The 23,647-nt window shown below is 41.0% G+C and carries 24 protein-coding genes and 1 pseudogene; 5 read left to right on the top strand and 20 right to left on the bottom strand.

The window, feature by feature from the left end; translation table 11 throughout:
• Positions 1–34: 34 nt before the first annotated feature.
• Both DVB69_RS11925 and DVB69_RS11920 read left to right on the top strand, forming a co-directional pair.
• The gene (locus tag DVB69_RS11925) at positions 35–613 is read left to right on the top strand and encodes a hypothetical protein (RefSeq protein ID WP_116019330.1); all 579 of its coding nucleotides are present in this window, start codon (positions 35–37) and stop codon (positions 611–613) included.
• Positions 614–615: 2 nt separating this feature from the next.
• The gene (locus DVB69_RS11920) at positions 616–1,557 is read left to right on the top strand and encodes a TRM11 family SAM-dependent methyltransferase (protein WP_116019329.1); all 942 of its coding nucleotides are present in this window, start codon (positions 616–618) and stop codon (positions 1,555–1,557) included.
• Between the two features lie 78 nt (positions 1,558–1,635).
• Here the strand turns inward: DVB69_RS11920 and DVB69_RS11915 are convergent, their stop codons facing one another.
• The 11 genes and pseudogenes from DVB69_RS11915 to DVB69_RS11860 all read right to left on the bottom strand — a co-directional run bounded on the left by DVB69_RS11915 (position 1,636) and on the right by DVB69_RS11860 (position 12,378).
• Entirely contained in the window at positions 1,636–1,836 is a 201-nt protein-coding gene (locus DVB69_RS11915; RefSeq protein ID WP_116019328.1) for a DUF6440 family protein, read from the bottom strand.
• 77 nt (positions 1,837–1,913) lie between these two features.
• Positions 1,914–4,184, bottom strand: coding sequence for an ATP-binding cassette domain-containing protein (locus DVB69_RS11910; protein WP_116019327.1), 2,271 nt, complete (start codon positions 4,182–4,184; stop codon positions 1,914–1,916).
• A gap of 245 nt (positions 4,185–4,429) precedes the next feature.
• Positions 4,430–4,780, bottom strand: a complete 351-nt coding sequence (locus tag DVB69_RS11905) for a DUF2200 domain-containing protein (RefSeq protein ID WP_116019326.1) — start codon at positions 4,778–4,780, stop codon at positions 4,430–4,432.
• Between the two features lie 49 nt (positions 4,781–4,829).
• Positions 4,830–5,360, bottom strand: a complete 531-nt coding sequence (locus DVB69_RS11900; protein WP_116019325.1) for a hypothetical protein — start codon at positions 5,358–5,360, stop codon at positions 4,830–4,832.
• Positions 5,361–5,371: 11 nt separating this feature from the next.
• Positions 5,372–6,841 (bottom strand): FAD-binding oxidoreductase, encoded by a 1,470-nt coding sequence (locus DVB69_RS11895; RefSeq protein WP_116019324.1) that lies wholly within the window; start codon positions 6,839–6,841, stop codon positions 5,372–5,374.
• A gap of 179 nt (positions 6,842–7,020) precedes the next feature.
• Positions 7,021–7,503, bottom strand: coding sequence for a lipoprotein (locus DVB69_RS11890; protein WP_116019323.1), 483 nt, complete (start codon positions 7,501–7,503; stop codon positions 7,021–7,023).
• A gap of 647 nt (positions 7,504–8,150) precedes the next feature.
• A complete protein-coding gene (locus DVB69_RS11885; RefSeq protein ID WP_116019550.1) occupies positions 8,151–8,588 on the bottom strand; it encodes a GNAT family N-acetyltransferase in 438 nt (145 codons plus the stop codon).
• A gap of 470 nt (positions 8,589–9,058) precedes the next feature.
• Positions 9,059–9,613 (bottom strand): annotated as a pseudogene (locus DVB69_RS11875) (GNAT family N-acetyltransferase).
• A 244-nt stretch (positions 9,614–9,857) separates the two neighbouring features.
• On the bottom strand, positions 9,858–10,397 hold the full coding sequence (locus tag DVB69_RS11870) for a DinB family protein (protein ID WP_233505389.1): 540 nt from the start codon (positions 10,395–10,397) through the stop codon (positions 9,858–9,860).
• 241 nt (positions 10,398–10,638) lie between these two features.
• Positions 10,639–12,021, bottom strand: coding sequence for a leucyl aminopeptidase family protein (locus DVB69_RS11865; RefSeq protein WP_116019321.1), 1,383 nt, complete (start codon positions 12,019–12,021; stop codon positions 10,639–10,641).
• Between the two features lie 126 nt (positions 12,022–12,147).
• On the bottom strand, positions 12,148–12,378 hold the full coding sequence (locus DVB69_RS11860; protein WP_116019320.1) for a hypothetical protein: 231 nt from the start codon (positions 12,376–12,378) through the stop codon (positions 12,148–12,150).
• A gap of 135 nt (positions 12,379–12,513) precedes the next feature.
• Between DVB69_RS11860 and DVB69_RS11855 the strand changes: the two genes are divergently transcribed.
• Positions 12,514–12,948 carry a YaiI/YqxD family protein gene (locus tag DVB69_RS11855; RefSeq protein WP_116019319.1) on the top strand — a complete coding sequence of 145 codons (435 nt, stop codon included), beginning with the start codon at positions 12,514–12,516 and terminating at the stop codon, positions 12,946–12,948.
• 65 nt (positions 12,949–13,013) lie between these two features.
• Here DVB69_RS11855 and DVB69_RS11850 read toward each other — a convergent pair whose 3' ends face one another.
• Positions 13,014–13,313: an AraC family ligand binding domain-containing protein gene (locus DVB69_RS11850; protein ID WP_116019318.1), complete on the bottom strand. Its 300-nt coding sequence runs from the start codon at positions 13,311–13,313 to the stop codon at positions 13,014–13,016.
• Between the two features lie 183 nt (positions 13,314–13,496).
• Here DVB69_RS11850 and DVB69_RS11845 point away from each other — a divergent pair, with 183 nt between their 5' ends.
• Together DVB69_RS11845 and DVB69_RS11840 are read left to right on the top strand one after the other, a co-directional pair.
• Positions 13,497–14,573 carry a type III polyketide synthase gene (locus DVB69_RS11845; RefSeq protein WP_116019317.1) on the top strand — a complete coding sequence of 359 codons (1,077 nt, stop codon included), beginning with the start codon at positions 13,497–13,499 and terminating at the stop codon, positions 14,571–14,573.
• A 10-nt stretch (positions 14,574–14,583) separates the two neighbouring features.
• Positions 14,584–15,114 (top strand): isoprenylcysteine carboxyl methyltransferase family protein, encoded by a 531-nt coding sequence (locus DVB69_RS11840; RefSeq protein ID WP_116019316.1) that lies wholly within the window; start codon positions 14,584–14,586, stop codon positions 15,112–15,114.
• Positions 15,115–15,158: 44 nt separating this feature from the next.
• Here DVB69_RS11840 and nhaC read toward each other — a convergent pair whose 3' ends face one another.
• The 8 genes from nhaC to lepB all read right to left on the bottom strand — a co-directional run bounded on the left by nhaC (position 15,159) and on the right by lepB (position 23,632).
• On the bottom strand, positions 15,159–16,559 hold the full coding sequence (nhaC, locus tag DVB69_RS11835) for a Na+/H+ antiporter NhaC (RefSeq protein WP_116019315.1): 1,401 nt from the start codon (positions 16,557–16,559) through the stop codon (positions 15,159–15,161).
• Positions 16,560–16,871: 312 nt separating this feature from the next.
• The gene (locus DVB69_RS11830) at positions 16,872–17,624 is read right to left on the bottom strand and encodes a thermonuclease family protein (protein ID WP_116019314.1); all 753 of its coding nucleotides are present in this window, start codon (positions 17,622–17,624) and stop codon (positions 16,872–16,874) included.
• 99 nt (positions 17,625–17,723) lie between these two features.
• The gene (locus tag DVB69_RS11825) at positions 17,724–19,763 is read right to left on the bottom strand and encodes a catalase (protein WP_116019313.1); all 2,040 of its coding nucleotides are present in this window, start codon (positions 19,761–19,763) and stop codon (positions 17,724–17,726) included.
• 71 nt (positions 19,764–19,834) lie between these two features.
• Positions 19,835–20,194 carry a fluoride efflux transporter FluC gene (locus tag DVB69_RS11820; RefSeq protein WP_116019312.1) on the bottom strand — a complete coding sequence of 120 codons (360 nt, stop codon included), beginning with the start codon at positions 20,192–20,194 and terminating at the stop codon, positions 19,835–19,837.
• Complete coding sequence (locus DVB69_RS11815; protein ID WP_116019311.1) at positions 20,191–20,565, bottom strand: fluoride efflux transporter FluC; 375 nt, start codon at positions 20,563–20,565, stop codon at positions 20,191–20,193. Before DVB69_RS11815 ends, DVB69_RS11820 begins: the two co-directional genes overlap by 4 nt.
• Complete coding sequence (locus DVB69_RS11810) at positions 20,562–22,703, bottom strand: ATP-dependent helicase (protein WP_116019310.1); 2,142 nt, start codon at positions 22,701–22,703, stop codon at positions 20,562–20,564. Before DVB69_RS11810 ends, DVB69_RS11815 begins: the two co-directional genes overlap by 4 nt.
• Before the next feature lie 129 nt (positions 22,704–22,832).
• Entirely contained in the window at positions 22,833–23,012 is a 180-nt protein-coding gene (locus DVB69_RS11805; RefSeq protein ID WP_116019309.1) for a hypothetical protein, read from the bottom strand.
• 92 nt (positions 23,013–23,104) lie between these two features.
• Complete coding sequence (gene lepB / locus DVB69_RS11800) at positions 23,105–23,632, bottom strand: signal peptidase I (RefSeq protein ID WP_116019308.1); 528 nt, start codon at positions 23,630–23,632, stop codon at positions 23,105–23,107.
• Positions 23,633–23,647: the final 15 nt, after the last annotated feature.

Raw genomic sequence — 23,647 nt, 5'->3', positions numbered from 1 at the left:
GGTATACTGAAAGGTATTGAAGGAGTTGGATTGAATGATTACTAAATGGATGAAAAATTATATCGCAGAACACGAGTCACAAGAAGGACTTCCGTTAAATCCACAGCAAAAGGAATTTCTAGAGAAGAAAGAGTTGCTTTCACCAGATATGAAAGTAATTGAAGCTCAGGCTTTCTCACCGATGTATAGTCTATCGAACAAAGAAACAGATGAGCCACTAGAAACACCTGCAAATACAGGGGATCTCGCTGTATCGTTAGTGAAGACTCAACCTACTTCTTATCTATTTGCCGAAGACCCATTATTTGCGACAATTGGGATTGATGGCGTTGTTCTTGAAATGGATGATGTCTTCGAAACCGTCACTGCATTATTTGGACTCCAGGTTCAGAAAAAGCATGGTGAATGGCTTAAGAAGTATATTGATGCACAACTCGGAACAGCACCTGGAACGCGCAGCCTGATGTTTTCAGCGGATGATGGACTTTGGGATGTAAATATCGCACTTGACTATGTAGATGGATTTTCCGATACGAACACATTCGACGAAACGCTGGCACTTGTTTACAATTTCGTGTTCACGATGCTCGTTGCATTAGAGGATGAAGCATAATCATGGATCAAGCGAAACATTTATATACGTTTAGTCGGCATGACGATGAGTACGAGTTATGCCGTCTTGAAATGCGTTCTTTTTTTGAAACGGATACGGATGCGAATTTCATTAGCAGCAATGTGGAAATAGATCCTAGCAGAAGTGCATTCATGAAAGAACGGCTTGATGTTTTAATCGAATGTGATTCCATTGAAGAAGTCGCAACCTTCGTTTCAACATTTGAAGAGGATGGACGAAGTTTCTTGATTCGCTGCCTCAATACGATGTCACTAGGCGGCACCGCTAAGATTGCCCATCCAGATCGTAGAAAGATTGAACGGCAAATTGGACTCGTTATGCCCGGTTACGCGGATTTGGCACAACCCGAAATTTTGTATGGCATTGTTCAGCTTGGCCAGAAATATCTTTTTGGGCATTTGACAGAAAGTATTTCCGTATGGAGACAACACGTGAAAAAGCCAGAAATGTATTCCACTGCTCTCAGCACACGTGTCGCTCGAGCGGTTTCGAATATCGCTGTTCCTCATCCTGAAGGTATAAAAGCCATTGACCCGTGCTGTGGTATTGGCAACGTGCTAGTTGAAGCGATTTCTATGGGTATCGATATGGATGGCCGCGATATTAACCCGCTCGCTGTTCTGGGATCCCGGAAAAATCTCGAACATTTCGGACTAACCGGAACCGTAACGCCAGGACCTATAGAAGAAGCGCCAGGACATTATGACGCTGCAGTAATCGACATGCCTTATAACTTGTACACCCACGTCACCCGCGAGCAACAGGCCTCTATTTTACAGGCAGCCCGCACATTGACAGACAAGCTCGTCATCGTGACGATTGAATCAATGGATGATTTACTGATAGATGCAGGTTTTGAAATCCTGGATCGATGTATTGCGAAAAAAGCACACTTTGAGCGGGAAGTTGTTGTGTGTCGGTAAGACAAGATGCAGTTATAATATCGGATAAAGGTAAAAACGAGCACACCTGATAATTTCCAGGTGTGCTCGTTTTTTGTTTTATGAAAGAGGAGATGATTCATTCACATTAAAATCCTCATCCACTAATGGCTTCCCATCCGGCCCTTGCATAACCGTTAACCCCAGACCATATCCGGCACTGTGGGATAGATACAGCACGCCAGTCTGATTATCACGGATCACTTGAAATACTTCCATCTTTCCCTGCTTCTCAATCACTTCAAATCGTTTTTCCTTCATTGTTTCACTCCCTTTTAATTACTTCAACCAATGTCAGCAATTTAATGACAGAAGTTAGATTATGCTGTTTGGCCATCTTATTCCATTGCCCCGCGCTTCAGCCATTTAGCCGTCAACGTATCTGCATGCATCATTTGTTCAGGTGTTCCTTCAAAAAGTACATGCCCTCCTTTTTTCCCTCCTTCAGGCCCCATTTCAATTACCCAATCACTAGCTCCGATAAAGTCGAGATTGTGTTCGACGATTATTACAGAATTCCCTTTGTCTACAAGGTTCTCGAATACAGCTAATAGTTTGTCGTTGTCCCTTGTGTGTAATCCTAACGAAGGCTCGTCTAACAGATAAATCTGGCCTTCATTTTTTAAGTAACTCGCTAATTTCAGACGCTGCACTTCGCCCCCGCTTAGAGAACTTGTTGTCTGACCTAATGTTAAATACTCCAATCCAACATCTTTTAACGTGTTCACCTTTTTCACGATTTTCGGCATGTCAAAAAAGGTGTTTGTTTCATCAATGGTGAGTTCTAACATCTCTACAATATTTTTCCCTTCATATTTATAAGAGAGGGCTTCGTCTGAATATCTCGTTCCGCCACATGATTCACAAGTGACAGTTACTGGATCTGCAAATGCGACGTCCGGTGTTGTGACGCCTTTTCCGTCACATACCGGGCAGGCTCCCAATGAGTTAAAGCTAAATAATCCTGGTGGCTGTCCTGTTGCTTTCGAGAAAATCTTACGAATATCATCCATGATTCCCATATAGGTAGCGAGTGTGGAACGGCTTGATGTTCCAATACTGCCTTGTCCAACCGCAATCGTCTCGGGATACTTTTTGGAGAAGGCTTCAAATAGTAAAGAACTCTTACCCGAACCAGAGACACCGCATACAGACACTAAAACATTTTGGGGAATCTCAACAGTTACATGTTTAAGGTTATTATTTGCGGCATCTTTTATCAAGAAATAATTCTCTGCGGCTCTTGGATTTTTATTAATCGTAAGCTTATGGTCCAGTCTAGTTATGCTTGAAGCACATTTCAAACCTGATAATTCTCCCTGATAGATCACTTCCCCGCCTTGCACACCAGCCCCTGGTCCCATTTCTATTATTTCATCCGCCACTTTAATTACAGCTAAATTGTGTTCAATTACAACAACAGTATTATGATTCTCTTTTAAGCTTTCTAGCATCTGTATTAACATGCTGATTTCTTCAGGGTGAAGTCCTGCGCTTGGTTCATCGAAGATGTATGTGATGTTATTGAGACTGCTTCCTAAATGACGCGCAATTTTTACCCGCTGGGCTTCTCCGCCAGAAAGGGTACCCATTTTCCTTGATAAACTCAAATAGCCCAAGCCTAAGTCAACAAGCTGTTGCACATTTGGAATCGCCTGTTGTGCAATGGACTTTCCGACAGGGTCTTTAATTTTCTTCAGTTCGGTAAGTAATTCTGTCAGTTCTAACTGATCGTATTCTGCGATATTAAAACCGTTAATTTTACAATCCAACACTTTTGGATTCAAGCCAGACCCATGGCAAGTCGGACATAATGTATGAGTAGACATGGCCAGGACATCTTCTTGTGATGTTTGTTTTAACTTGGATACATCTCTATTTATATAAAGACGTGTAAATCTTGGCAGTAATCCATCCCATTCATGATCATGCGGACCGTCTTTTGTATGGAATGGCGCAAATACTCGTTCACCTTCAGGGGGACCGTATACCAACAGGTCATATTGTTCTTTCGAATAGTCTTTGATTGGCTTATCAGGATCAAATAATCCGCCAGTCATCATCCAATTCCCTTGCCATCCTGACGGAGATAGAGGCTTAAAACGTACCGCATACTCCCGAAGTGACTTATCAAAGTCAATCATTTTATTCTTATCAGGGGCAATCACTTCCCCATACCCGTTACATTCAGGACATTTGCCAAATGAACTCTGACTTGAAAAGTCTGTAGCTGATCCTATCGGCGGGCTTCCAATCCTAGAAAACAAAAGACGTATTAAAGGATGAATATCCATATAAGTGCCTACGGTTGAACGCGAGTTGCCGCCAACTGGCTTTTGTTCCACTACCACAACAGGACTCAAGTGCTGCATCAAATCAGCATTCGGCCGTTCGTATCTTGGCATTTGGTTTCTGACGTATAGCGGATAGTTCATTGTCATTTGACGTCTGCTCTCTGTTGCTAATGTATCAAAGACCACCGAGCTTTTTCCTGATCCTGATAGTCCAGTAAAGACATTAATCTTTTCTTTCGGTATGTTTAAATCGATATTTTTTAAATTATTTTCTCGCAGTCCTCGTAAAATGATCTCATCTTTAGTTTCTTTCATAACAGGAACCTCCCTAACTCATATATGTATGAATTGCCTTCCAACCTACATTAACGGTTTTTCTGCATTCAATGAAGGTGAACTTCTTCTAGTAAAGGTTTTCCCTGTTTTCAAAAAATCACACCGAGAAAATTAAAAACTACTACTTCAAGTTGTAAGGCGATTCTATTTTTCACCCTGGATTCAATAAAATAAAAACCCACTTTGATAAAGTATCAAAATGGACTTTTATATAGAATGCTCAATTAGTTACGTAAAATTTTCTCCATCGCTTTCCCTTTTGCCAATTCATCAATCAGCTTATCTAAGTAACGAATTTCCCGCATTGTCGGTTCTTCGATATCTTCTACTCTGACTCCGCACACAACGCCTTTGATCAATGTACGTGATGGATTAAGCTGTGGTGCATGAGCGAGGAATGTCTCAAAGTCTGTCTGATTCTCCAGTTCCTTCTCTAGTTCTTGTTGGTTAAATCCAGTCATCCAGCAAATGATTTCATCTACTTCTTCTTTTAAACGACCTTTTCTCTTTGCCTTATTCACATACAGTGGATAGACTTTTGCAAAGCTCATCGTATAGATCTTATGGTTAGTCATTAAAATCTCTCCTTTCTTTTACATGGAGAAAATATGGGTCCTCACACGTTTACACTTTTTTAGGGACACTTAATTTTCCTATTCTGAAAAACTCCCATACCCCACAGATACACAATAAAGCGCCAAAAATCGTAATAAAGACCACTGGCGAAATAATTTTAACAAAGCTAAAACCGATCATCATGAAGCCGACAATCATATAATGGTGAACCGCGTGTAAATGGTACGTGTCCTGTTCAGAGTGCCAGGCTCGGAAGTACCCCTGCAATACTCCAAGTATGACCTGCAATGGCAGTACAACGTATGGAAGGTATTCATACGAATTTTTAATGAATCCGATCACGATGTACACGACTCCCATGCCTACAAAAATCATAAATAGCAGAGAGCGCTCCTTATTCTTTTTGGTCTGATAGATCCGATATCCCCAAGCAGCCGCAAAAGAAAAAGCTGCAAAGAACCAGGCAAACAACGTGAATGTTAACGATACTTGCTTCAGCCAAATTATATAATAAGGGAAAATTACAACTTGCCCAACTGTGACAACAAGCGGCAAATACCTAGTACTGTTAAACTTCATAATGCGCACCTTCACTTTACGTAATACTCATAGAACATATTTTGGAAGACATGATTCGGATCCTTCCGTAACTTTTCTTCCTGAAAGTCTTGCCAATTAGGATAGGAACTTTTAAATTGTTCTTTTGTCTGATATCGGTAATACGGCAAATAATAAGTTCCTCCATGCTCAAGTGTTAAATTAGTCCAACTTTGAATTAATGATTCAGCATTCGTAATATCTTCTTCTTTTAATCCATGCTGGATCAAAACAACTAAACCTAACATGTCCTCTTTGGCATAGTTCAACGTTGTAAAGTTATCTTTAGCGGCGTATCGAACGGTTATATTATGAACTTTAAAATCATGTCTTTTATCATTAGCCGGGATAATGTCCTTTAAATCAGTTAAGTATTCATCATAGGAATCGACCGGGACAAAAAACTCTTGCAAGACTTCAACTCGCCCCGGCTTGGTGTATTCCATGAACGTGGATTCTGAACGCATCGCATTATTCCGGGTAATTTCTTTTCGATTGAGTGAAGCAATGTATCGCTTTTGAGCTGCCCAGAACAGGTTTTCTAAAGTTCCCCCTTTGCGTCCTGCGTCAAGCGCCATCTTGGATATACGAACACCTTCTTCTTTTTTCAGAACCGATTTATGATCTGTGTTTTCTGTGTGATCGTAATTAATAACAACCATTTCATCTAAAAATGAGCTTGGTGCGACGCTCACTCTCGCATAGTGCATCGCTGTATCTGGTTGTTTTAAAACTCGATTAAAATAAGACGCGTATTCGTTTGTTTTCAATTTTTCTGTATGGATTGTGTACAAGTCATTATCGGTCAGTTCAAGCCTCACATCTAAAATCACTCCGAACAGTCCATATCCGCCAAACACGTATTTCATCCATTCATCGGAGTCATCCCGATTTACTTTCTTTATTTCGCCTTCAGGAGTTAATAACGTTATTTCTTTTACGGTTTCTGCCATCGAGCCGAATCGGATATCACGCCCGTGCGCGTTTACCGAAAGAGAGCCGCCTATTGTAAAAATGGATTGGGATTGAGTCACTTTCAAGGCTAACCCGTGAGGCTGTATTGCTTCTTGAACATCTTCCCAGGTTGCGCCCGCTTCCACACGTATCGTTTTTTCCTGTTCATCAATATCCAGTATTCGGTTGAATGTCCTCATATCGAGAACAACACCATTTTTGTAATAGGTGTGACCTCCCTGCGAATGTTGTAATCCAGCAATCGAGATCTTCTGTCCGTTCTCGTTTGCTTGTTTTACAATTCTTTGCAGATCGTTTCGATTTTCCGCTGTAACGACGCGTTCTATGTGTTCGGGAAGAAGTCCCGTGTAGTCTGTAACTAAACTCCCTTGAGAGAGTCCATATTTTCTTTTCTCGATTGGAATGTTCCACATGACGACAGCCATAAAAATAATAACCAGACAGCCTAGAAACCACGGATTTTTCACTAGTTTTGTTATAGAATCCATATGTACTCCCTTTTTATAATCGTAGTGTTAAGTAAAAGTGCAATGCCTCTAGTATACAATGTGGATACAGGAAAACATCAATCTTTTTATATTTTCTATCTAAAAAAAGGACACCTCTATAGATTTTGAGTGTCCTATGTCGGGCTAAATGATTCAGTTCTCTTTGTAGAACTCGTGATTTAACTCACTAATAAGTAGTAATAATATTTCGCATCGTGCAAAAAACGACTTAACTTAATTGCTGCTTCAAACGCAAAATAACATGCAAGTGAACTTGCAAGCACAATAGTCATGATACTGATGCCTTTCAGCAACTCTCTCTTTTTCTTGTATAAGATAGATGTAATTATAACTACTACTAGTAAATAAGAGAGTGCTATCACCAATGTGGCCAGTTCTAATTGGCTGTTGTTGACACTGTTCATGAACTTCTCTAGATCCTTTTCATTTTCCGAATTCTCTTCCAGGAGTATATGTTCTCTTTTATAACGAAGATCCCAAGAGATTGTTTCCCCTTCTTTAACCACAATGTACTGATAGCCCATAGCTGCTCCACTGCCAATGACTCCTGAGTAGCCTTCTGCTTTTTCTTTATCACCTGTAGAACAAGCAGTTAAAAGTAACACCGCAGTGAGTAGTATAAAAAGAAAATACTTTTTCATTTAACCTTCATGCTCCTTTCAATATTTTTAAAAATTCCGCACCCCATGCGGAGCTGTATTAGGCTCAAGTTTTTTACTAAGGCAGTAGTTTTAGCAGAGCACCAATTGTATAGTCAATTAATACAAGTAGCAGTAACAAGCGGACTCCTGCAATATCGACATAGCAATGTAGATAGAAGCAGGATACCCAAAAGCGCTAGATACTTGTTCATTCGAATTCTAAAATCCGAGACTGCTGGTTCTTTTTCGTACTCCAATCTATGGAAGAGTATCAAGCTTCTTTCAAGAAAAATAAATACCAAAATTAAAATTACATAAAGAATGATAAGAAGGTGATTGGCCATATTTCAGCACATACCTTATGCGAGAAATACCTCCGATTATGTAAGCTTTCATCTGTTGTTATCAGTCAATTCTTCAATAACTCTTTAATTTCTTCATTTTGCGTTGTACCTTTTCTTAGTTGAGTGTAGATTGTCCATAGGGAAATTATTTTAATAGAAAAACCTATAAAAAAACCCACTACAATTTCCTCGTCTATACTTTAACGATCAATTTAGCCCTTTTGTTGAATGTTTGGGAATTTATGTTCTAGAATTGCCCCCGAATTTGGATTACCGTTAAACCCGTTCGCTGTAGAATACATTTTATAACTGCAAGTTCATAGTAACTGTCCTGATCTTAAAACCCATTTTTTCGTACAATTTAATAGCTTTATTACCTGAAAAAGCACTAAGGCGCACTTCTGTGTATCCATCTTGTCGTAAATGTTCAATAGCTTCTTCGATTAGCTTTTTGGAGATTCCATTTCCTCTAAATTCTTTAATGACAAAGAGTTCATAGAGAAATCCATTCAATATATCAGTAAACTGATCTTTATTCACTCCTAACAGGATCCACCCCAGTATCCTTTCGTTTTCTACAGCAATTAAGTAATAGCTTCCGTTCTCGAGCAAAGGTTTCACTAGTTGGTCAATTTTTTCATCAGTCGGACTTACTTCGCCCAATGTACCATCAAAAATTGCTTTAGGAGAAAGAGCTAAAACCTTTTTAAGTTCCAAATCCGTTGGCTTCCGTATATCCATTTCTTGATCCAATCCCTTCTAGATCGATATTATACTTTTCAAACTAACCTAATGGCGGTATAGACTCAATCGCTTACAAAGTAATTGCCTTTATAATTGAACATACTTCGTTCATTCTTCAAGGTTGTTATTAGATTTATTAATTTTCAGATGGTTCAAACCAATCAACACTTTAATCAACAACCTAAAAATTAAATAAAAGAATACACAATTAAACAAAAAACCCAGCCACTTAAAACTAAAACCACCATACTTGTATAGACCTAACCACTCCGCCGGAAATCCAAGAAAACGAGAACCTTCCTCGATTCTGAATCCAATGTTAGGGACGAATGAGATAGCTATAACACTTATAATACTTAAAATTAAAAGTAGCTTTCTATTCTTATTTTCGTTCATAGAATTACTCACTCCCTAAAAATTCCACAACCTAATCTGGCTCTATTTTAGATCATGGCTGTGATTCAAGTTCAAATTCTTGAAGTAGTGACAATGTCGCCTCTTAGAATTGAATACATATATAAATCATCGAATTTACCACAAGTAAATTCATAATGTCTTAATAACCCTTCTTTTTTAAATCCTTTTTTATCCAACAATTTCAATGATGCTGAATTAGCAGGTTCGACTAATGCTTCAATTCGTTCTAATTGCAAGTGTTGAAACCCATATTTAATTACCGCTTCCAATACTTCGCTCGCAATACCTTTTCCCTAATACTCTTTGCTTAATTCATAACCGATTTCAGTTTTAGAATGCCTGGACTGCATATTTAGAAAACCACAACTTCCTATAACCCTTCCATCATCCTTGTTTGTAATCCCCCATCTAATTCCTGTACCATCTTTATAGATCTTTTGGTACCATTCTATTTCTTCGAGCACCTCTTTCTCTGTCTGAAAAGGTTCTAAACCCATATGTTTCACAACATCTTTGTCAGATAAATATGTGAACATATCATTTGAATCCTCATTTTGTACCTCTCTTAAAATCAATCTATCCGTTTCAATAAGCGGGAATTTCATTTTCACTATGGATCTCCGCCTTCTTAAGTTTTATAGCTCTCCCAAGAATGATTTCACTAGTAGTTTATGTAAGTAAATGGCCAGATTGAAGATGAAGCTTTTATAATAATATGCTCCGTTGCTTGGAATGGGTTGGAAAGCAGCCGTATTTAGCGTCAGTTATTTGCTACTTATCATTCATCGCTTTTTTAATACAAGGTTCGATTCAAAGAATAGTGTTTGGGCAATAATGAATAATTCCGAGTTAGATAACACTTGAGGTCATGCGCATAATTTTCTTAATAAGTCTAATTTGCCCCCGGTGGTTCAATTCATCCTCCATGACATGAAACCATTTGAAATAGTTGTTTGCGGGTTCCCCGTCCCAAAATGGAGCTTGTTCGAATAGCCAAGTGTCCGGTAATTTGCTGAACGTCTCGATTGTCTTTTCTCTGGTTTGTTCCAATTGCTCTAAATAGAATTCAATAGGATTCCCTTTAATCTGCTGCCTTGCTGCTTCCCCCAGTTCCAGCCCGGGATTAAGCACCTGAATGTCCTCTTCCGTGTATTCACGTTTCTCAAATGTATCGATCTGATAGGCCTTTTCAACAGAATTCATATGCTCTAGCAGCATACCAATGGAATTTGCATCTTCATTCACTAAGAAATCCAGTTGTTCTGCCGTTAAGTTTTTCACTTCTGCTACTGTGGTCATTCTTGTATAATCCATCATGGAAACTAACTTGCCAAACTCCCCATTCATACCTTCTTTTTTATCGATTAAATATAACCCCTTGCTTCCCATTATTAATTCCCCCTTATAGTTTCTATTCTTTCAATTAAATCAGATTTTTCTACCATTAGTTTCATTGTAACATTTTTCCGCAGACAAATTAGCTATTATTACCATTCTTTAAAGAATTTAATTTAATTTTTCCTATATAGATGACGCCGCAACTATCCTCTTCTGCACTCTCTTAAATAACTAGAGAAAGTAAAAACGCATTGCTTTAAGCAATGCGTTTCGGCCAAACTTCTAATTGTACTTACTTTGAAATCTCTGAGACGAAATCCGCCAGCAAACGCGCGCCATAGCCTGTTGCTGTCTTTGGATAGTAGCCTGAGTTTGATGTTTTTTGCATCATTCCTGCCATATCCACGTGTAACCAGCGTGAATCTTTAGATACGAAACGGCGTAAGAAAAGTGCCGCGGTAATCGATCCGGCAAAGCTGAGGGAGCTGATGTTATTGAAATCTGCATAATCACTTTGCAGCGTTTCGTCATAAGCATCGACTAACGGCATTGGCCAAACTGCATCTCCATTTTTCGCTCCGATTGCTTTCATCTTGCTTGCGAGTTCTTCATCTCCGAAAACACCAGCGAGTTCAGAACCTAGTGCATTTTCAATAGATCCAGTCAAAGTTGCAATGTCCACTACATAGTCTGCTTTTAGTTCACCAGCCCGAAGCAGTCCATCAGCTAAAATCAAACGGCCCTCTGCATCCGTATTGCCGACCTGCACGGTGTGCCCATTTTTGTACTGAATGACTTCTCCTGGAAGTACAGCCGTATTATCCGGCGTATTTTCAACCATGGGGATCAACGCCACAACGTTGACATCAGCTCCACTTTCTACGAGCAGCTTCATTGCCCCTGCAACTGCTGCTGATCCACCCATATCCATACGCATATCACTTAAATCTTTACCGCTTTTTAAACTAATACCGCCTGTATCGAACGTGACACCTTTACCTACAAGCGCAACGAGCGGTTTTGATGGATTTTTGCTGTAGGAAACTTCTACGAAAGAAGGAGCATAGCGACTGCCTCGTCCTACAGTGAGAACGCCATTCATCTTCATCTCTTCCAGTTTTGCCTTGTCGTGAACGATAACTGTTGCATCTGTATCTTTAAACACGTCTTTCAAACGTTCCGGATAGGATTCTGGATTCAATACATCCGACAATTCGTTCATAAGATCACGTGAATAAGAGACAGCTTCCGCCCGTTGTTCACCGGTTTGAACTGCTTTTTCAGATGCACCTTCAATTGTCAATTTCGTGCAGAATGGTTCAGATTTAGATTTGTATGTCAGGAACTGATAGGCTCCTAAATGCCAACCTTCTACAAATGCAGTGACTGCTTCTTCTGGGGATACGTCTGGAAAACCATTATTGAGCGCATGAACATCCAATGTTGCCGAAGATACTTTACCGCGGCTCAATTCTCTAGCTGCAGTACCGGCCATAGCACGAACCGTTTCCAGACAACCTGTTTTCCCAACTTTCTCAGCCATCACATACCACTGACGTCCTTCTGAATAGACTGAAGCTCCTGACCCCGCTTGTAATTGCTTAATAAACGTTTTTAAATCCTCATTTTGTTGAATTGCAGCGTCTTGCGTAAATAGCAACTTCACTTCTGTCATATTCGTTCTCCCCATTCTTCTATAAGTTCGTTATGTAACTAGTCAACCTTCACTAGTGTACCATGTGAAAATAGAGGATTCGAATAATTGAAAGCACAAAAAAACCATTCCGAGTACAGGAATGGTTTAGCTGTTAATGGAGCCCATTGATCCGGAGTCCTGAGCATTTTCAAAGTTTCCAGAACCTGTGCGCTTCTTGATTTCTTCTTCTGATAGAGGCTGTGACACTTTCCCTTGCTTCACGGGGGTTTCATCCAAATAATGTGTTTTCTCTAATGCACGGTTTTTTGCATCCATTTGACGACCATACTTTTCCGCTTCTTCCACAGTCATCTGACTATTTTCTGGGGTATTCACATTCCCTCTCCTCTCTTCAGTCACCATATTTTTCTATAAGTATTCCCTAGAGTAGATGAAACAAACATCCATAGTCTTGAAAAAATGATTTTTAACAGGTGGCTGTGATACGCTCTAATTAAGTGGGGTGATAGAATGATGAAAATATTAGTCGATGCGGATGGATGTCCAGTCGTTGACATTACGATTCGTACTGCTAAGTCCTATGAAATCCCTTGTTTCCTGATTTGTGACACTGCACATGAAATGGTGCGTGATGGAGCAGAAACCATCGTAGTTTCAAAAGGGGCAGATGCGGTGGATTTTGTACTAGTCAACAAGATCCAATCAGACGATGTTGTCGTCACGCAAGATTATGGTCTTGCTGCGATGGCACTTGCTAAAGGGGGACGTCCGATTGACCAAAATGGAAGATGGTATACAGATGCAAACATTGATCAGCTACTGTATTCCCGCCACTTTGCACAAAAGGTGCGTCAAGCGGGCGGACGTTTGAAAGGACCTAAAAAACGCTCCGTTGAACAGAACGAAGCGTTTCAAAGCAGTCTAACGAAACTCCTATCGCAGTAAATGATTATGCATTTCGTTATAGCTTGTACTCATATTACACATGTTCGCTGCATATCCTAATTTCGTTACGGTGTAATTTGGAAGACACAAATATCGGTATCGGTTTCTGCAAACAAACTATGTTTTTCATAAGGTGCCATGTGAAGGATATTTTCTTCTGAAACCGTAACCGGAGTGCCTTCCACTGTAAATCGAACTTTTCCTTTTTTAACGATGATCAGAACTTCTTTGTCTGAGTCATGCTCGGCTACTTCCTCTCCGGCACGCAGTTGAATATTCAGTACGTTGGCATTTGGAATTGCACATACTTGCTCTACCGATTTCGCTTTACTGTTTAGTTGGCTTGGCGTTTCAATAAGCTTCATGATAATCCTCTCCTTTTGTTTGATTTGGTCAGACCGACACCCACAACGTTTTTAATTTGCAGGTAAGTCTTATTGAATCAAGTGTACAAGACTCTTATATGTTTTACTTGTTTATTGCTTGATAACGTTTACATTTACTTGTTTTAGGAAATTAGTGAACTAACGACAATAGGAGGTCCGCGCATGCCCCAAATTCTATCCGTGAGCACTCATTTACCACCAAATCTTATTAAACAAGAAGAAGCTGTTGAACTATCACGTTCCGTTTTCAGTGGACGTTTCAAAGATATTGAACGGCTGTTAACTGTGTTTCAAAATGGCGATATCGAACAGCGTAATGTCTGCATGCCGCTCGAGTGGTATGGGCAAGCCCACGATTTCGAAGAACGTAACGAGTTGTACATAACACGTGCGATTGAGTATGGAACTGCCGCAGTCACTGCGTGTCTAGAATCTGCTATGTTAGATCAAAAAGTCGACTACAAAGATATCGATGCCATTATTTTTGTCTCAAGTACAGGCATTGCAACCCCTAGTATTGATGCACGCATTATGAATAATCTCCCCTTCCGAGATGATGTAAAACGCATTCCCCTTTGGGGCCTTGGGTGTGCGGGCGGTGCTTCAGGGTTAAGTCGGGCCAACGAATTCTGTATGGCTTATCCGGAAGCAAATGTACTCGTCCTTGCGATTGAGCTATGCAGCCTCACGTTCCAGAAAGATGATTATTCTAAGAGTAATCTTGTTGGGGTCTCGTTATTTTCAGACGGAGTTGCCTGTGCTTTAGTTGCTGGTGACCATTCTAAATTACGCTCCAAGCAGGTACGACCTTCAATTGTTGCAACGACATCCAAGCTAATGCCTGATTCTGAAGATGTCATGGGATGGGATGTGAAAAATAGCGGTTTGTACGTTGTTTTCTCTAAAAGCATTCCAGTCATCATTAGCGATTGGCTCGGTCCGTTTGTCCACCAATTTTTAAACAAGTATGACCTGACAGACCAAGATATTTCCCATTTTGTCGCCCACCCTGGAGGAAAAAAGGTGTTAGAAGCGTATGAAGAAGCGCTTAACTTCAACAGTTCAATGACGGAGATTTCAAGGAATGTATTACGGATGAACGGAAACATGTCGTCTCCAACGGTCCTTTATGTTTTGAAAGAATTCATGGAAGCGAAGCCTTCAAAAGGAGAATACGGTGTACTTGCTGCACTGGGGCCAGGATTTTGCGGAGAACTTCAACTGTTGAAATGGGAATGAGGTGGCTAAATTGTTCTTCTGGATTGTAATTTCAATTGTCATCCTTCAACGACTTGCAGAATTAGTCATTGCTAAAAACAACGAGAAACGAATGAAATCCCAAGGTGCCTTCGAAGCTGGTGCACGTCACTATCCGGCAATTGTACTTCTGCATACGGCTTTCTTTGTCTCCTTACTACTCGAAGTACTCATTCGAAAACCTGCACTGTCTCCAATCTGGGCTGTGTTATTGACGATATTCCTACTCACACAAGTGCTGCGTGTTTGGTGTCTCGCCTCCCTCGGAAAGTATTGGAATACCAAGATTATCATTCTACCTGGTGCGGATGTTGTCATGAAAGGGCCTTATAAATTCATCCGACATCCTAACTATGTTATTGTTGCGACAGAAATCCTCGTCCTGCCTATGATATTCGGCGCCTATATCACAGCCATTGTCTTCACGTTGCTGAATGCCTGGATGATGTCAGTCCGAATCCCTCAAGAAGAACAAGCATTAAAAGACGCAACCAATTATAAAGAGAAGTTTGCATTGAAATGAACAAAAGCAGTGGCCCATGTTTTTCGGGCCACTGCTTTTGTATGTTAAGAATGGGGTTCTTTTGCTGAGTCTTCATACGTCAATGTTTTACCAAACAGGCTGAACAAAACTGTCAAGATCGGTGAGAACAAACAGAAGAAGGCAAATCCGAAGTAATCGCCTACAGGCACGCCAAGAACACCCGAAATGAATATCCCGCATACACTCCATGGAACGAGCGGATTGACGACGGTCCCTGCATCTTCCATCACGCGGCTCAAGTTTTTACTCGCAAGACCTAACTTTTTAAACTGCCCTTGGAATGCTTGACCTGTTAGCAGGATTGATAAGTATTGTTCACCAATAAGGACATTAATGCTAATCGCCGTTAACGCTGAAGCCCCGATTACAGAACTTGCTGAACGTAAGGATTGTTCGACTTTGGAAAGTAATGTTTGGACGATCCCTAACTTAAACAGCAATCCCCCCATCGTAAGAGCTAAGATGACAAGTGTGATTGTAAAGAACATACTGCTAATTCCACCGCGACTTAGTAAACTATCTACAGCTTCTACACCTGTCTCCGATTTGAATCCCTCGAATAGAATTCCAAATACTTGAGAAACGCTGTATACGTGTAACGCACAGCCGATCACGACTGCTGAAGCTGTGCTTGCAGCAAGTGTCAATAGTGCAGGAACTTTCATCAGCGTTAATACAATTAGTATGACTAACGGCAGAAATGATATCCAGTGAACCAGACCGGTTTCTGCCAGTGCTTCACGAAATGATTGGATTGTATCTAATTTCGCATCCCCCTCCGATGGAGAAAGTATCGCAAAGATCCCAAAGGACAGGACAAATGCCGGAACCGTCGTCCACATCATATTGCGAATGTGGACGAACAGATCCACGCCAACGATGGATGATGCCAAGTTCGTCGTATCAGATAAAGGAGACATCTTATCTCCAAAGAATGCACCTGAAACGATAGCGCCTGCAGCAATCGCTGGTGATAGACCGAGGACGCCTGACATACTGAGCAATGCTACGCCTACCGTAGCAACAGTTGTCAACGAACTACCGATCGATATACCGATAATTGCTGTTACGGTGAACGCAATTGCATAAAAGTAAGATGGGGTAATGAGCAGAAAACCAGCATTGATCAAACTTGGAATGGTTCCACTCATCATCCAGCTGCTAATGAGCATGCCAATGAAGAAGAACAAAAATACTGCGCCCATTCCTGCACCGGAACCTTCTGTCATTCCGTCTTGGAGATCTTTGTAGGAAATCTTTTTGAGCAGTCCATATCCAATGAGAAGCAAAATGGATGCCAAAATCGGTAAATGTGGTACAGCTCCAAATCCGATAATACTTGCACTAATCATCCCAACAATCAAGAGAATCAATGAAATGGACTCTAAGAATGTGGGCTTGAGTAACGATTGAATGTGAAACATGGCGGTGTCCTCCTCGACTTTTGCGTACAAAAAAAACTCCATTCGTTCCCTATAACAGGGACGAAGGAGTTCTCCGCGGTACCACCCATGTTGATAAGCTGGCATCGCTTATCCACTTCATTGGATTCAAAGAGTGCTTGTTGACGTAATTCATGAACGAAGTGCCTGGACTTACACCATCTATCCAGTCTCTGGTTGCTGCTTGCTTCGTTCACTACTGCATCATCACTTTGAATGATTATTTACTTTTCGGTTTGAATGATTATTGAAATCTTACCATGACTTTAAGGTTTGTCAAGTCATCCAATATATTTATCTAGGTTCACAAGCCACTCCGTCTTTATCTCCGTCCATTCGCTCGCTATAGGCGGGGTGACCTTTTTTTACCCCCGTTGGATATACCTTCCGGAGCTCTGTACAATTAGCAAACTGTTCCGTTGTGTTCGAAGCAGGCTTTTTTGTATTCGTTTTTGAAGAAGTATCTCCTTTTATCGGATATGTGTCGCTGTCGAATCCACGATCGGTTGCATAATCTTCTAATGTCCAAATTCCGACACCTTTTTTCTTCGCTACGTTTTGAACTTTTTCATATTCATCCAGATGACGGGTGTTTGGTGGATACACATAAGCAACGCGGGCAAGCCCTTCTGCCAATAATTTCTCTTGTACGCTTTCTCCGTCTATGTAAATATAAGCAAGTAATCGATTGTATTTATCGTATTTTTGGCCGATATCGAACTCAATCTCGAGTTTTCCACTATTCATCAATTCCTGGTTCCGTCTCTTCGCTTCTTCCCCGAATGGTTGCTTCCCAAGTCTCGGATGATTGGTCTCTGGTGTATCGATGAGTAAATATCGGACATTCGTTTCTTTCCCTTCATACATAATCTTAATCGTATCGCCATCAATTGTTTTGACTAATTCAACAGGAATGAGACCGTCCCGTGTTGGCGCTGTGTCTTCCTCTTGAAAGAAAAGATAATACGCGCCTGCTAGCAATACCGCTATGATCAGTGCGGATAGACTCCCTTTTCCCTTGCCTTTTTTACTCGTTCGTTGTGCCATTATTATTCAGTCCCCACTCATTTGTTCATTCTTCCTAGTTTATCAGGTTGTTAGACGAAAGAAAAGCAGCTGCCTCTTGGACAGCTGCTGGTACTCATTTCATCGATCCCAATGGCGGTGCTCTGCCACTGCATTTACAAATTCTTGTGCGAAACTAGTATTCTTCGCCGATATCACACCCGCAGTCTCTTTCACATTTGAGTCATCTGCGAATACTTTACCTTTTGATAAAATACCAATCGGTTTAAAATGTTTATATGCTTCGTTGAGGAAATCAATCGTGTCCATTTTGAATTTTTGAGGATTTTCAGCTTCTCCCCCGGCTACAACAATTGCGTCATATAAGACAGCATGCATGGTCAAGAACGTTTCATCCACGTCTGCTTCCAACCCGCTGACACCAGTAACTGTGCCATACTTTTCGCTAATCAAGTCTACGTTCATCCCTGCATTCAAACACGCTTCTACGATTGTTTCCACTTCAGAATCATCGAATTGGTTACCAATGAGTACACCAACGTTTCGCGTGTCTGGCAACTTCGCTTTGTGCTCTTGGCTCAATGCAGGTGAACTTTTCGTAACCGTGCTTTCTTCACTAGCATTTGGTGCGTGTACACCTACAGCATGAGCAACAGCAGAAGCCAATCCATTATCAACGTGACCGAACATGTCCACCACTTGCTGGCGAATGTCCTTGTTTTTCACTTTACCAACTTCAAAGCTGAACGCATCGATAATATGCTTCTTCTCTACAATCGACATACTGTTCCAGAACAATTTCGCTTGAGAGAAATGATCTTTGAAGGAATCACTGCGAGCTGCGACTTTGCGTCCATCCACTTTCTCTTGATAATGAACGTATCCGCCCTCTTCTTCTGTTGAAGTTGATGGTGTATTATCAGCTAATGAATTTTTGTGATAGGCTACCTGGCCTGTATTGATCGTCTGACGTCCATAACCATCTCTCTGATTATTATGGAATGGGCAAACAGGACGATTTATCGGCAACTCATGGAAGTTCGGTCCACCTAAACGGATTAGTTGTGTATCTGTGTACGAAAATAGGCGGCCTTGCAATAATGGATCATTTGAGAAGTCTATTCCCGGCACTACATGGCCTGGGTGGAAGGCTACTTGTTCAGTTTCCGAGAAGACATTATCTACATTTCGGTTCAATGTCATTTTTCCGATGATCTTTACAGGAATGTCTTCTTCCGGCCAGAGTTTAGTAGGATCGAGAATGTCGAAGTCGAAATCAAATTCCTGCGATTCCTCAATGAGTTGAACCCCGAGTTCCCATTCAGCAAAGTCCCCATTTTCGATTGCTTCCCATAAGTCTCTTCTATGGAAATCAGGATCTTTTCCACTGATTTTCTGGGCTTCATCCCAAACGAGCGAATTTACGCCTAATTTCGGTTTCCAGTGGAATTTCACGAAATGTGATTTTCCTTCTGCGTTCACAAAACGGTAAGTATGTACCCCGAAACCTTCCATCATGCGTAAGCTGCGGGGAATTGCACGGTCAGACATATGCCACATAATCATATGTGCAGACTCTTGGTTATTGGCAACAAAGTCCCAAAATGTATCATGGGCGGAAGCGGCTTGCGGCATTTCGTTATGAGGCTCTGGTTTAACAGCGTGAACTAAATCCGGAAACTTAATGGCATCCTGTATAAAGAAAACCGGCATATTGTTTCCAACTAAGTCATAATTCCCTTCGTCTGTATAGAACTTCACTGCAAATCCGCGAACATCCCGCACTGTTTCTGCAGAACCCTTGCTGCCTGCCACTGTTGAAAATCGTGTAAAAAGAGGTGTTTTCTTGCCAGGTGTTTGTAAGAAATCTGCTTTTGTATATGCACTCATTGATTCATATAATTCAAATTCTCCATGAGCTGCATACCCTCTTGCATGGACAACCCGTTCTGGAATCCGCTCATGGTCAAAATGCGTCATTTTTTCACGAAAATGGAAGTCTTCCATAAGTGTAGGACCGCGATTGCCGGATTTTAACGAATGTTCATCCTCAGATACTTTAAGACCTTGGTTCGTTGTTAAAGATTTGTTTTTGTCTTCTGTTCTAAAAGTCTCAAGTTGACGGTGTTTTTTGTTTTGAGTTTCATTTTCGTTATGCACGGTTATCCGCCTCCATTCAAGAATATCAGTCACAAGTCTATTCCCGAACAGATGCTTATTAAACTGTTACACTAGAAAAACGATCCGCTAATATAGCCTGCGTATACAAATACAATGCCCAAAATGACCGAACCGATCATGTATCCACCGGCTTTCACCATTTGTTGAAGACGCGCCATCCCCAATACTTCCTTTAACCAAGTAGAAAACGTCGTCAGTGCTCCCGCAACTCCAAATACTAGGAAAAAGGTTAAGGGCGTAGACAGCTCTAAGCCAAATACAAGGCCAATGAGCAGACAACCAAGCATATTGACCAGCAGCGTTCCATATGGAATTTGTGCATTTGTGTTCAACTTTACAGATGCAAGATAACGAATAATTGCCCCTATGAAACCGCCTGCTGCAACAGCTATTATATCGATCCATGTCATGTGTTCTGCCTCCTTCCGCCAAGGCTAAATCCAAATGCACCCGCTAGTAATCCAATTACTAAACTGCTGCCTCCATACAGGAACGCCATTCCAATATCTGTCTGCAAGAGTGTAAATGTTTCATAACCGAATGAAGAAAACGTAGTAAATGCACCTAAAAATCCAACCGTTATGGCATCATACGTGGTTTTGTTCACTAGGGTCCATTGGAGAGTTTTTTCGACAAGAAAACACAAAATGAATGTACCAGCGATGTTCGCGACAAACGTTCCAACAGGGAATCCACCTGAAACAGGAACGAGTATGACAAGTAGTGTACGTGCCAACGCACCAAACGCCCCAGCTATACCTATCGCTAAGATTGTTTTCATAGCTCTGCCACCTCCAACATTCGCTTTTCAAGGACAGGTTGTAATGCCAATCGCTTCGTAGCTGAAGCAAATCGGATTTCGATGGACTCCGTGCTCACTTCGATGATTTCTCCTTTACCAAAAACACGATGTTTAACAAGTGTACCCGTTGTTAACCGTTTTAGATCTCCAATTCCATTTGGATTAATTGCAACCGATTTTGGTGCCTTTTTTGCCAAGCTACTCGCTTGTTTTGAAGAATCTTTGCGCTTCGGCAACAAAATCCCTCTCACTTCGTTCACAAACTTAGAATCTTCCTTCGACTTACCGTCCTCAGAAGAGTACGACAGCAATTCTAGCCGTTGTTTCGCTCGTGTCATGCCTACATAAAACAATCGCCTTGCTTCTTCCAACATTTGAGGATCTGTAAGGTCTTCTTCAGAAGGGATAGTCCCTTTGACGAGGTCGATCATAAACACCCGTTTAAACTCCAATCCTTTCGCACTATGGAAAGTCGAAAGCGTAACGGCTTGTTCAACAGGCTCTTGTTTTGCTTCTTGCACAGCTTCTTCAAGAGTTTTCAGCTGTTCTGCAAACTCGATCATTGTCCTCGTCTGTTCGGCAATGCCTTCTAACGTCTCTAAAATGCCTTTTAAACTATCCGAGCGGTAGCCGAACTTCGTAGACATGCTCACTAGACTTTCTTCGTATCCGAGTTCGTAGCGAATCATGCGGATAATTTGAGCCGGTCTCATCTCAGGTATCTTTTTGTACACATCGCTATACGCTTCGAGCTTCCTCACTTGGCTGTCTTTTAACACCGCCATCTCTTGGAATGCTTCAAACACATTCCCTTCAATCGTACTCCGTTCAAACTGTTGTAACGACGACTTCGATACAAATAACTGCATTTTCCCAGCAACCTTCGCAAAAATATCTTTTCGCTCCAGATTGAAACTAAGCCTCATGAAATTGAGAATATCTTGTACGACCCAATGGGAAAAAAACTTATCATCCGCATCTTTCATGTAAAATGGAATCCCCCTACGATGGAGTTCGTTCACAAAAACGGTAGAGGATGCATTATTCCGGAACAGAATCGCCACTTCACTTAAATCCTCTTCAGCAAGAAGTTCGTACGTCACATACTCCAGTTGCTGCTTTGGATTATTTAATCGTCGTAACTGGATCGCTCCTTTTGTACCGTTTTCCGTATGCATCTCCTTGTCCCAACGATTTTTGTTTCGTTTAATGAATTCAGCTGATGCTGTCACGATTTCAGACGAAGATCGATAGTTTTGTTCCATATATAAAAGCTTGGCTTCCGGATATACGAGCTTGAAGTCCATTAAATAATCCGGATCCGCGCCTCTCCATCCATAGATCGATTGGTCATCATCTGCAACGACACAGAGATTTCCATGCATCGCTGTTAAATGCTCCACAATTTTGTGCTGGACGAGCGACGTATCCTGACTCTCATCAGTTAAGATATAGTCATATTTGGATTGGAATTCCGCTCCGAGCTCTTCATCGGTTCGCATAGCTTGTTCAGCTGCTAATAACAGATCGTCAAAGTCAAGCAGTGTAGTTTCGACAGACTCATTCTTTACAAATTCATAATGGCGTGCGATTTTTGCTGCTTGTTCGAATGGTTCATCTTTTTCCGACCATTTTTCAGTAACAATCATTTGGTTCTTCATGAGACTGATATAAGTGGAAAGCGTATTTAGCTGATCTTCCGTCGCATTTTCTTTCAATACATGACGGCATGCAGCTTTCAATGCATTTTGTTTCGGGTATCCTTCCAGCAACGTAAATTGGCGACCTTGCTTGGCTAGCCACTTTTTAGAAATCGTAAAGGCTAAACTGTGAATCGTGGAAAAATCCGCAGTTGGTAAGTCCGTAAACAACATAGAGAATCGTTTTTGCATGTCCCTTGCTGAGGCTTTACTGAACGTAATCGCTTTGATACGTCTTGGTTTGGCACCAAGTTCTTCTATTAAATAACCGATGCGCATAATGATGGTCGTTGTCTTACCAGAGCCTGGGCATGCAAGAAGTAGTAAAGGACCTTCTGTTGTTACAACCGCTTGTTTTTGTACATCGTTCAATTGGATATTCAGTTGTCTTTTTTTACGATCAAAAAAATCTTCCATCCACATCAAATCTCCCTTAAGAATACGTTCCTTTAAATTTATCATAAAATGAGGTTCATGAAGACTAGATCGAAGTAAAAAACCTCCGCATAAATTCTGCAGAGGTTTAGTAGATGATTTGTAATAATACTAAAAGCCACCTGTTTCCAGACGATCATTTTGCAAATCGACTTTCTTTTTAACACTTCCCGTATATGCAGTCGACGCGACTTCATTGGTTCGGCGCTGATCATCGGTGTACTCCGTTCCAGCCATACTCCCTGGTTGTTGAATAGCTCGTTGTTCTTTGGCTGTTTGTTTTTCTGACATGGCTATCACTCCTCATCTAAGGTGTCTATCGATAGCATGTCTCAAAAACATCAGACGTAGTCAGGTGAAATTTACCTGTTCAAGACAACCGCTCACTTCGGATTCCCGATTTCATTAAAAGGATAAAAACGGAACTTCACTTTCCCAACGACAGAGTCCTCTTCAATACTTCCAAAAATCCGGCTGTCCATACTGTTTGCACGGTTATCTCCCATAACGAACAGTTGACCTTCGGGAACACTTACTTCGAAGTCCTGTGTCAATTTCTGTCCTTCAGGAAGTGCAGCTTTGTTTGAATCCAAATAAGATTCTTTGTATTTTTTCCCATTAATAGTAAGTTCATCATTTTCCATTGTGATTGTATCACCTGGCAAACCAATTACCCGCTTAATGTAGTCTTCATCAGCGTTCGGCGCATGAAAAACAATTTTGTCAAAGTGCTCAAGTGTTGAAATTTTTGAAATGACAACTCGATTATGATCGTGGTATGTCGGCTCCATTGACTCTCCTGAAACTATGACGGGTGTAAATAAGAACTGTCTAACGATAAATGCTATAAGAACTGCGACAATCAGGGATTTCCCCCATGACCAAAACTCTTTCTTTGACTCTGCTTCCATAGTTGACCCTCCGTT

This window comes from Sporosarcina sp. BI001-red (genome assembly GCF_003384035.1).
In the GTDB taxonomy this organism is placed as follows: Bacteria; Bacillota; Bacilli; order Bacillales_A; family Planococcaceae; genus Sporosarcina.
The sequence above is the reverse complement of the archived record's forward strand: the minus strand, read 5'-3'. Positions and strand labels throughout refer to the sequence as shown.

What these genes read in the sequence shown, in the direction of transcription:
- DVB69_RS11910 (WP_116019327.1), bottom strand. Translation starts at nt 4,184, where the DNA reads ATGAAAGAAACTAAAGATGAGATCATTTTACGAGGACTGCGAGAAAAT.
- DVB69_RS11810 (WP_116019310.1), bottom strand. Translation starts at nt 22,703, where the DNA reads ATGGAAGATTTTTTTGATCGTAAAAAAAGACAACTGAATATCCAATTG.
- DVB69_RS11895 (WP_116019324.1), bottom strand. Translation starts at nt 6,841, where the DNA reads ATGGATTCTATAACAAAACTAGTGAAAAATCCGTGGTTTCTAGGCTGT.
- DVB69_RS11830 (WP_116019314.1), bottom strand. Translation starts at nt 17,624, where the DNA reads ATGGCACAACGAACGAGTAAAAAAGGCAAGGGAAAAGGGAGTCTATCC.
- nhaC (WP_116019315.1), bottom strand. Translation starts at nt 16,559, where the DNA reads ATGTTTCACATTCAATCGTTACTCAAGCCCACATTCTTAGAGTCCATT.
- lepB (WP_116019308.1), bottom strand. Translation starts at nt 23,632, where the DNA reads ATGGAAGCAGAGTCAAAGAAAGAGTTTTGGTCATGGGGGAAATCCCTG.
- DVB69_RS11815 (WP_116019311.1), bottom strand. Translation starts at nt 20,565, where the DNA reads ATGAAAACAATCTTAGCGATAGGTATAGCTGGGGCGTTTGGTGCGTTG.
- DVB69_RS11820 (WP_116019312.1), bottom strand. Translation starts at nt 20,194, where the DNA reads ATGACATGGATCGATATAATAGCTGTTGCAGCAGGCGGTTTCATAGGG.
- DVB69_RS11870 (WP_233505389.1), bottom strand. Translation starts at nt 10,397, where the DNA reads ATGGGAAGCAAGGGGTTATATTTAATCGATAAAAAAGAAGGTATGAAT.
- DVB69_RS11915 (WP_116019328.1), bottom strand. Translation starts at nt 1,836, where the DNA reads ATGAAGGAAAAACGATTTGAAGTGATTGAGAAGCAGGGAAAGATGGAA.
- DVB69_RS11905 (WP_116019326.1), bottom strand. Translation starts at nt 4,780, where the DNA reads ATGACTAACCATAAGATCTATACGATGAGCTTTGCAAAAGTCTATCCA.
- DVB69_RS11900 (WP_116019325.1), bottom strand. Translation starts at nt 5,360, where the DNA reads ATGAAGTTTAACAGTACTAGGTATTTGCCGCTTGTTGTCACAGTTGGG.
- DVB69_RS11885 (WP_116019550.1), bottom strand. Translation starts at nt 8,588, where the DNA reads ATGGATATACGGAAGCCAACGGATTTGGAACTTAAAAAGGTTTTAGCT.
- DVB69_RS11850 (WP_116019318.1), bottom strand. Translation starts at nt 13,313, where the DNA reads ATGAAGCTTATTGAAACGCCAAGCCAACTAAACAGTAAAGCGAAATCG.
- DVB69_RS11805 (WP_116019309.1), bottom strand. Translation starts at nt 23,012, where the DNA reads ATGTCAGAAAAACAAACAGCCAAAGAACAACGAGCTATTCAACAACCA.
- DVB69_RS11845 (WP_116019317.1), top strand. Translation starts at nt 13,497, where the DNA reads ATGCCCCAAATTCTATCCGTGAGCACTCATTTACCACCAAATCTTATT.
- DVB69_RS11920 (WP_116019329.1), top strand. Translation starts at nt 616, where the DNA reads ATGGATCAAGCGAAACATTTATATACGTTTAGTCGGCATGACGATGAG.
- DVB69_RS11865 (WP_116019321.1), bottom strand. Translation starts at nt 12,021, where the DNA reads ATGACAGAAGTGAAGTTGCTATTTACGCAAGACGCTGCAATTCAACAA.
- DVB69_RS11890 (WP_116019323.1), bottom strand. Translation starts at nt 7,503, where the DNA reads ATGAAAAAGTATTTTCTTTTTATACTACTCACTGCGGTGTTACTTTTA.
- DVB69_RS11925 (WP_116019330.1), top strand. Translation starts at nt 35, where the DNA reads ATGATTACTAAATGGATGAAAAATTATATCGCAGAACACGAGTCACAA.
- DVB69_RS11855 (WP_116019319.1), top strand. Translation starts at nt 12,514, where the DNA reads ATGATGAAAATATTAGTCGATGCGGATGGATGTCCAGTCGTTGACATT.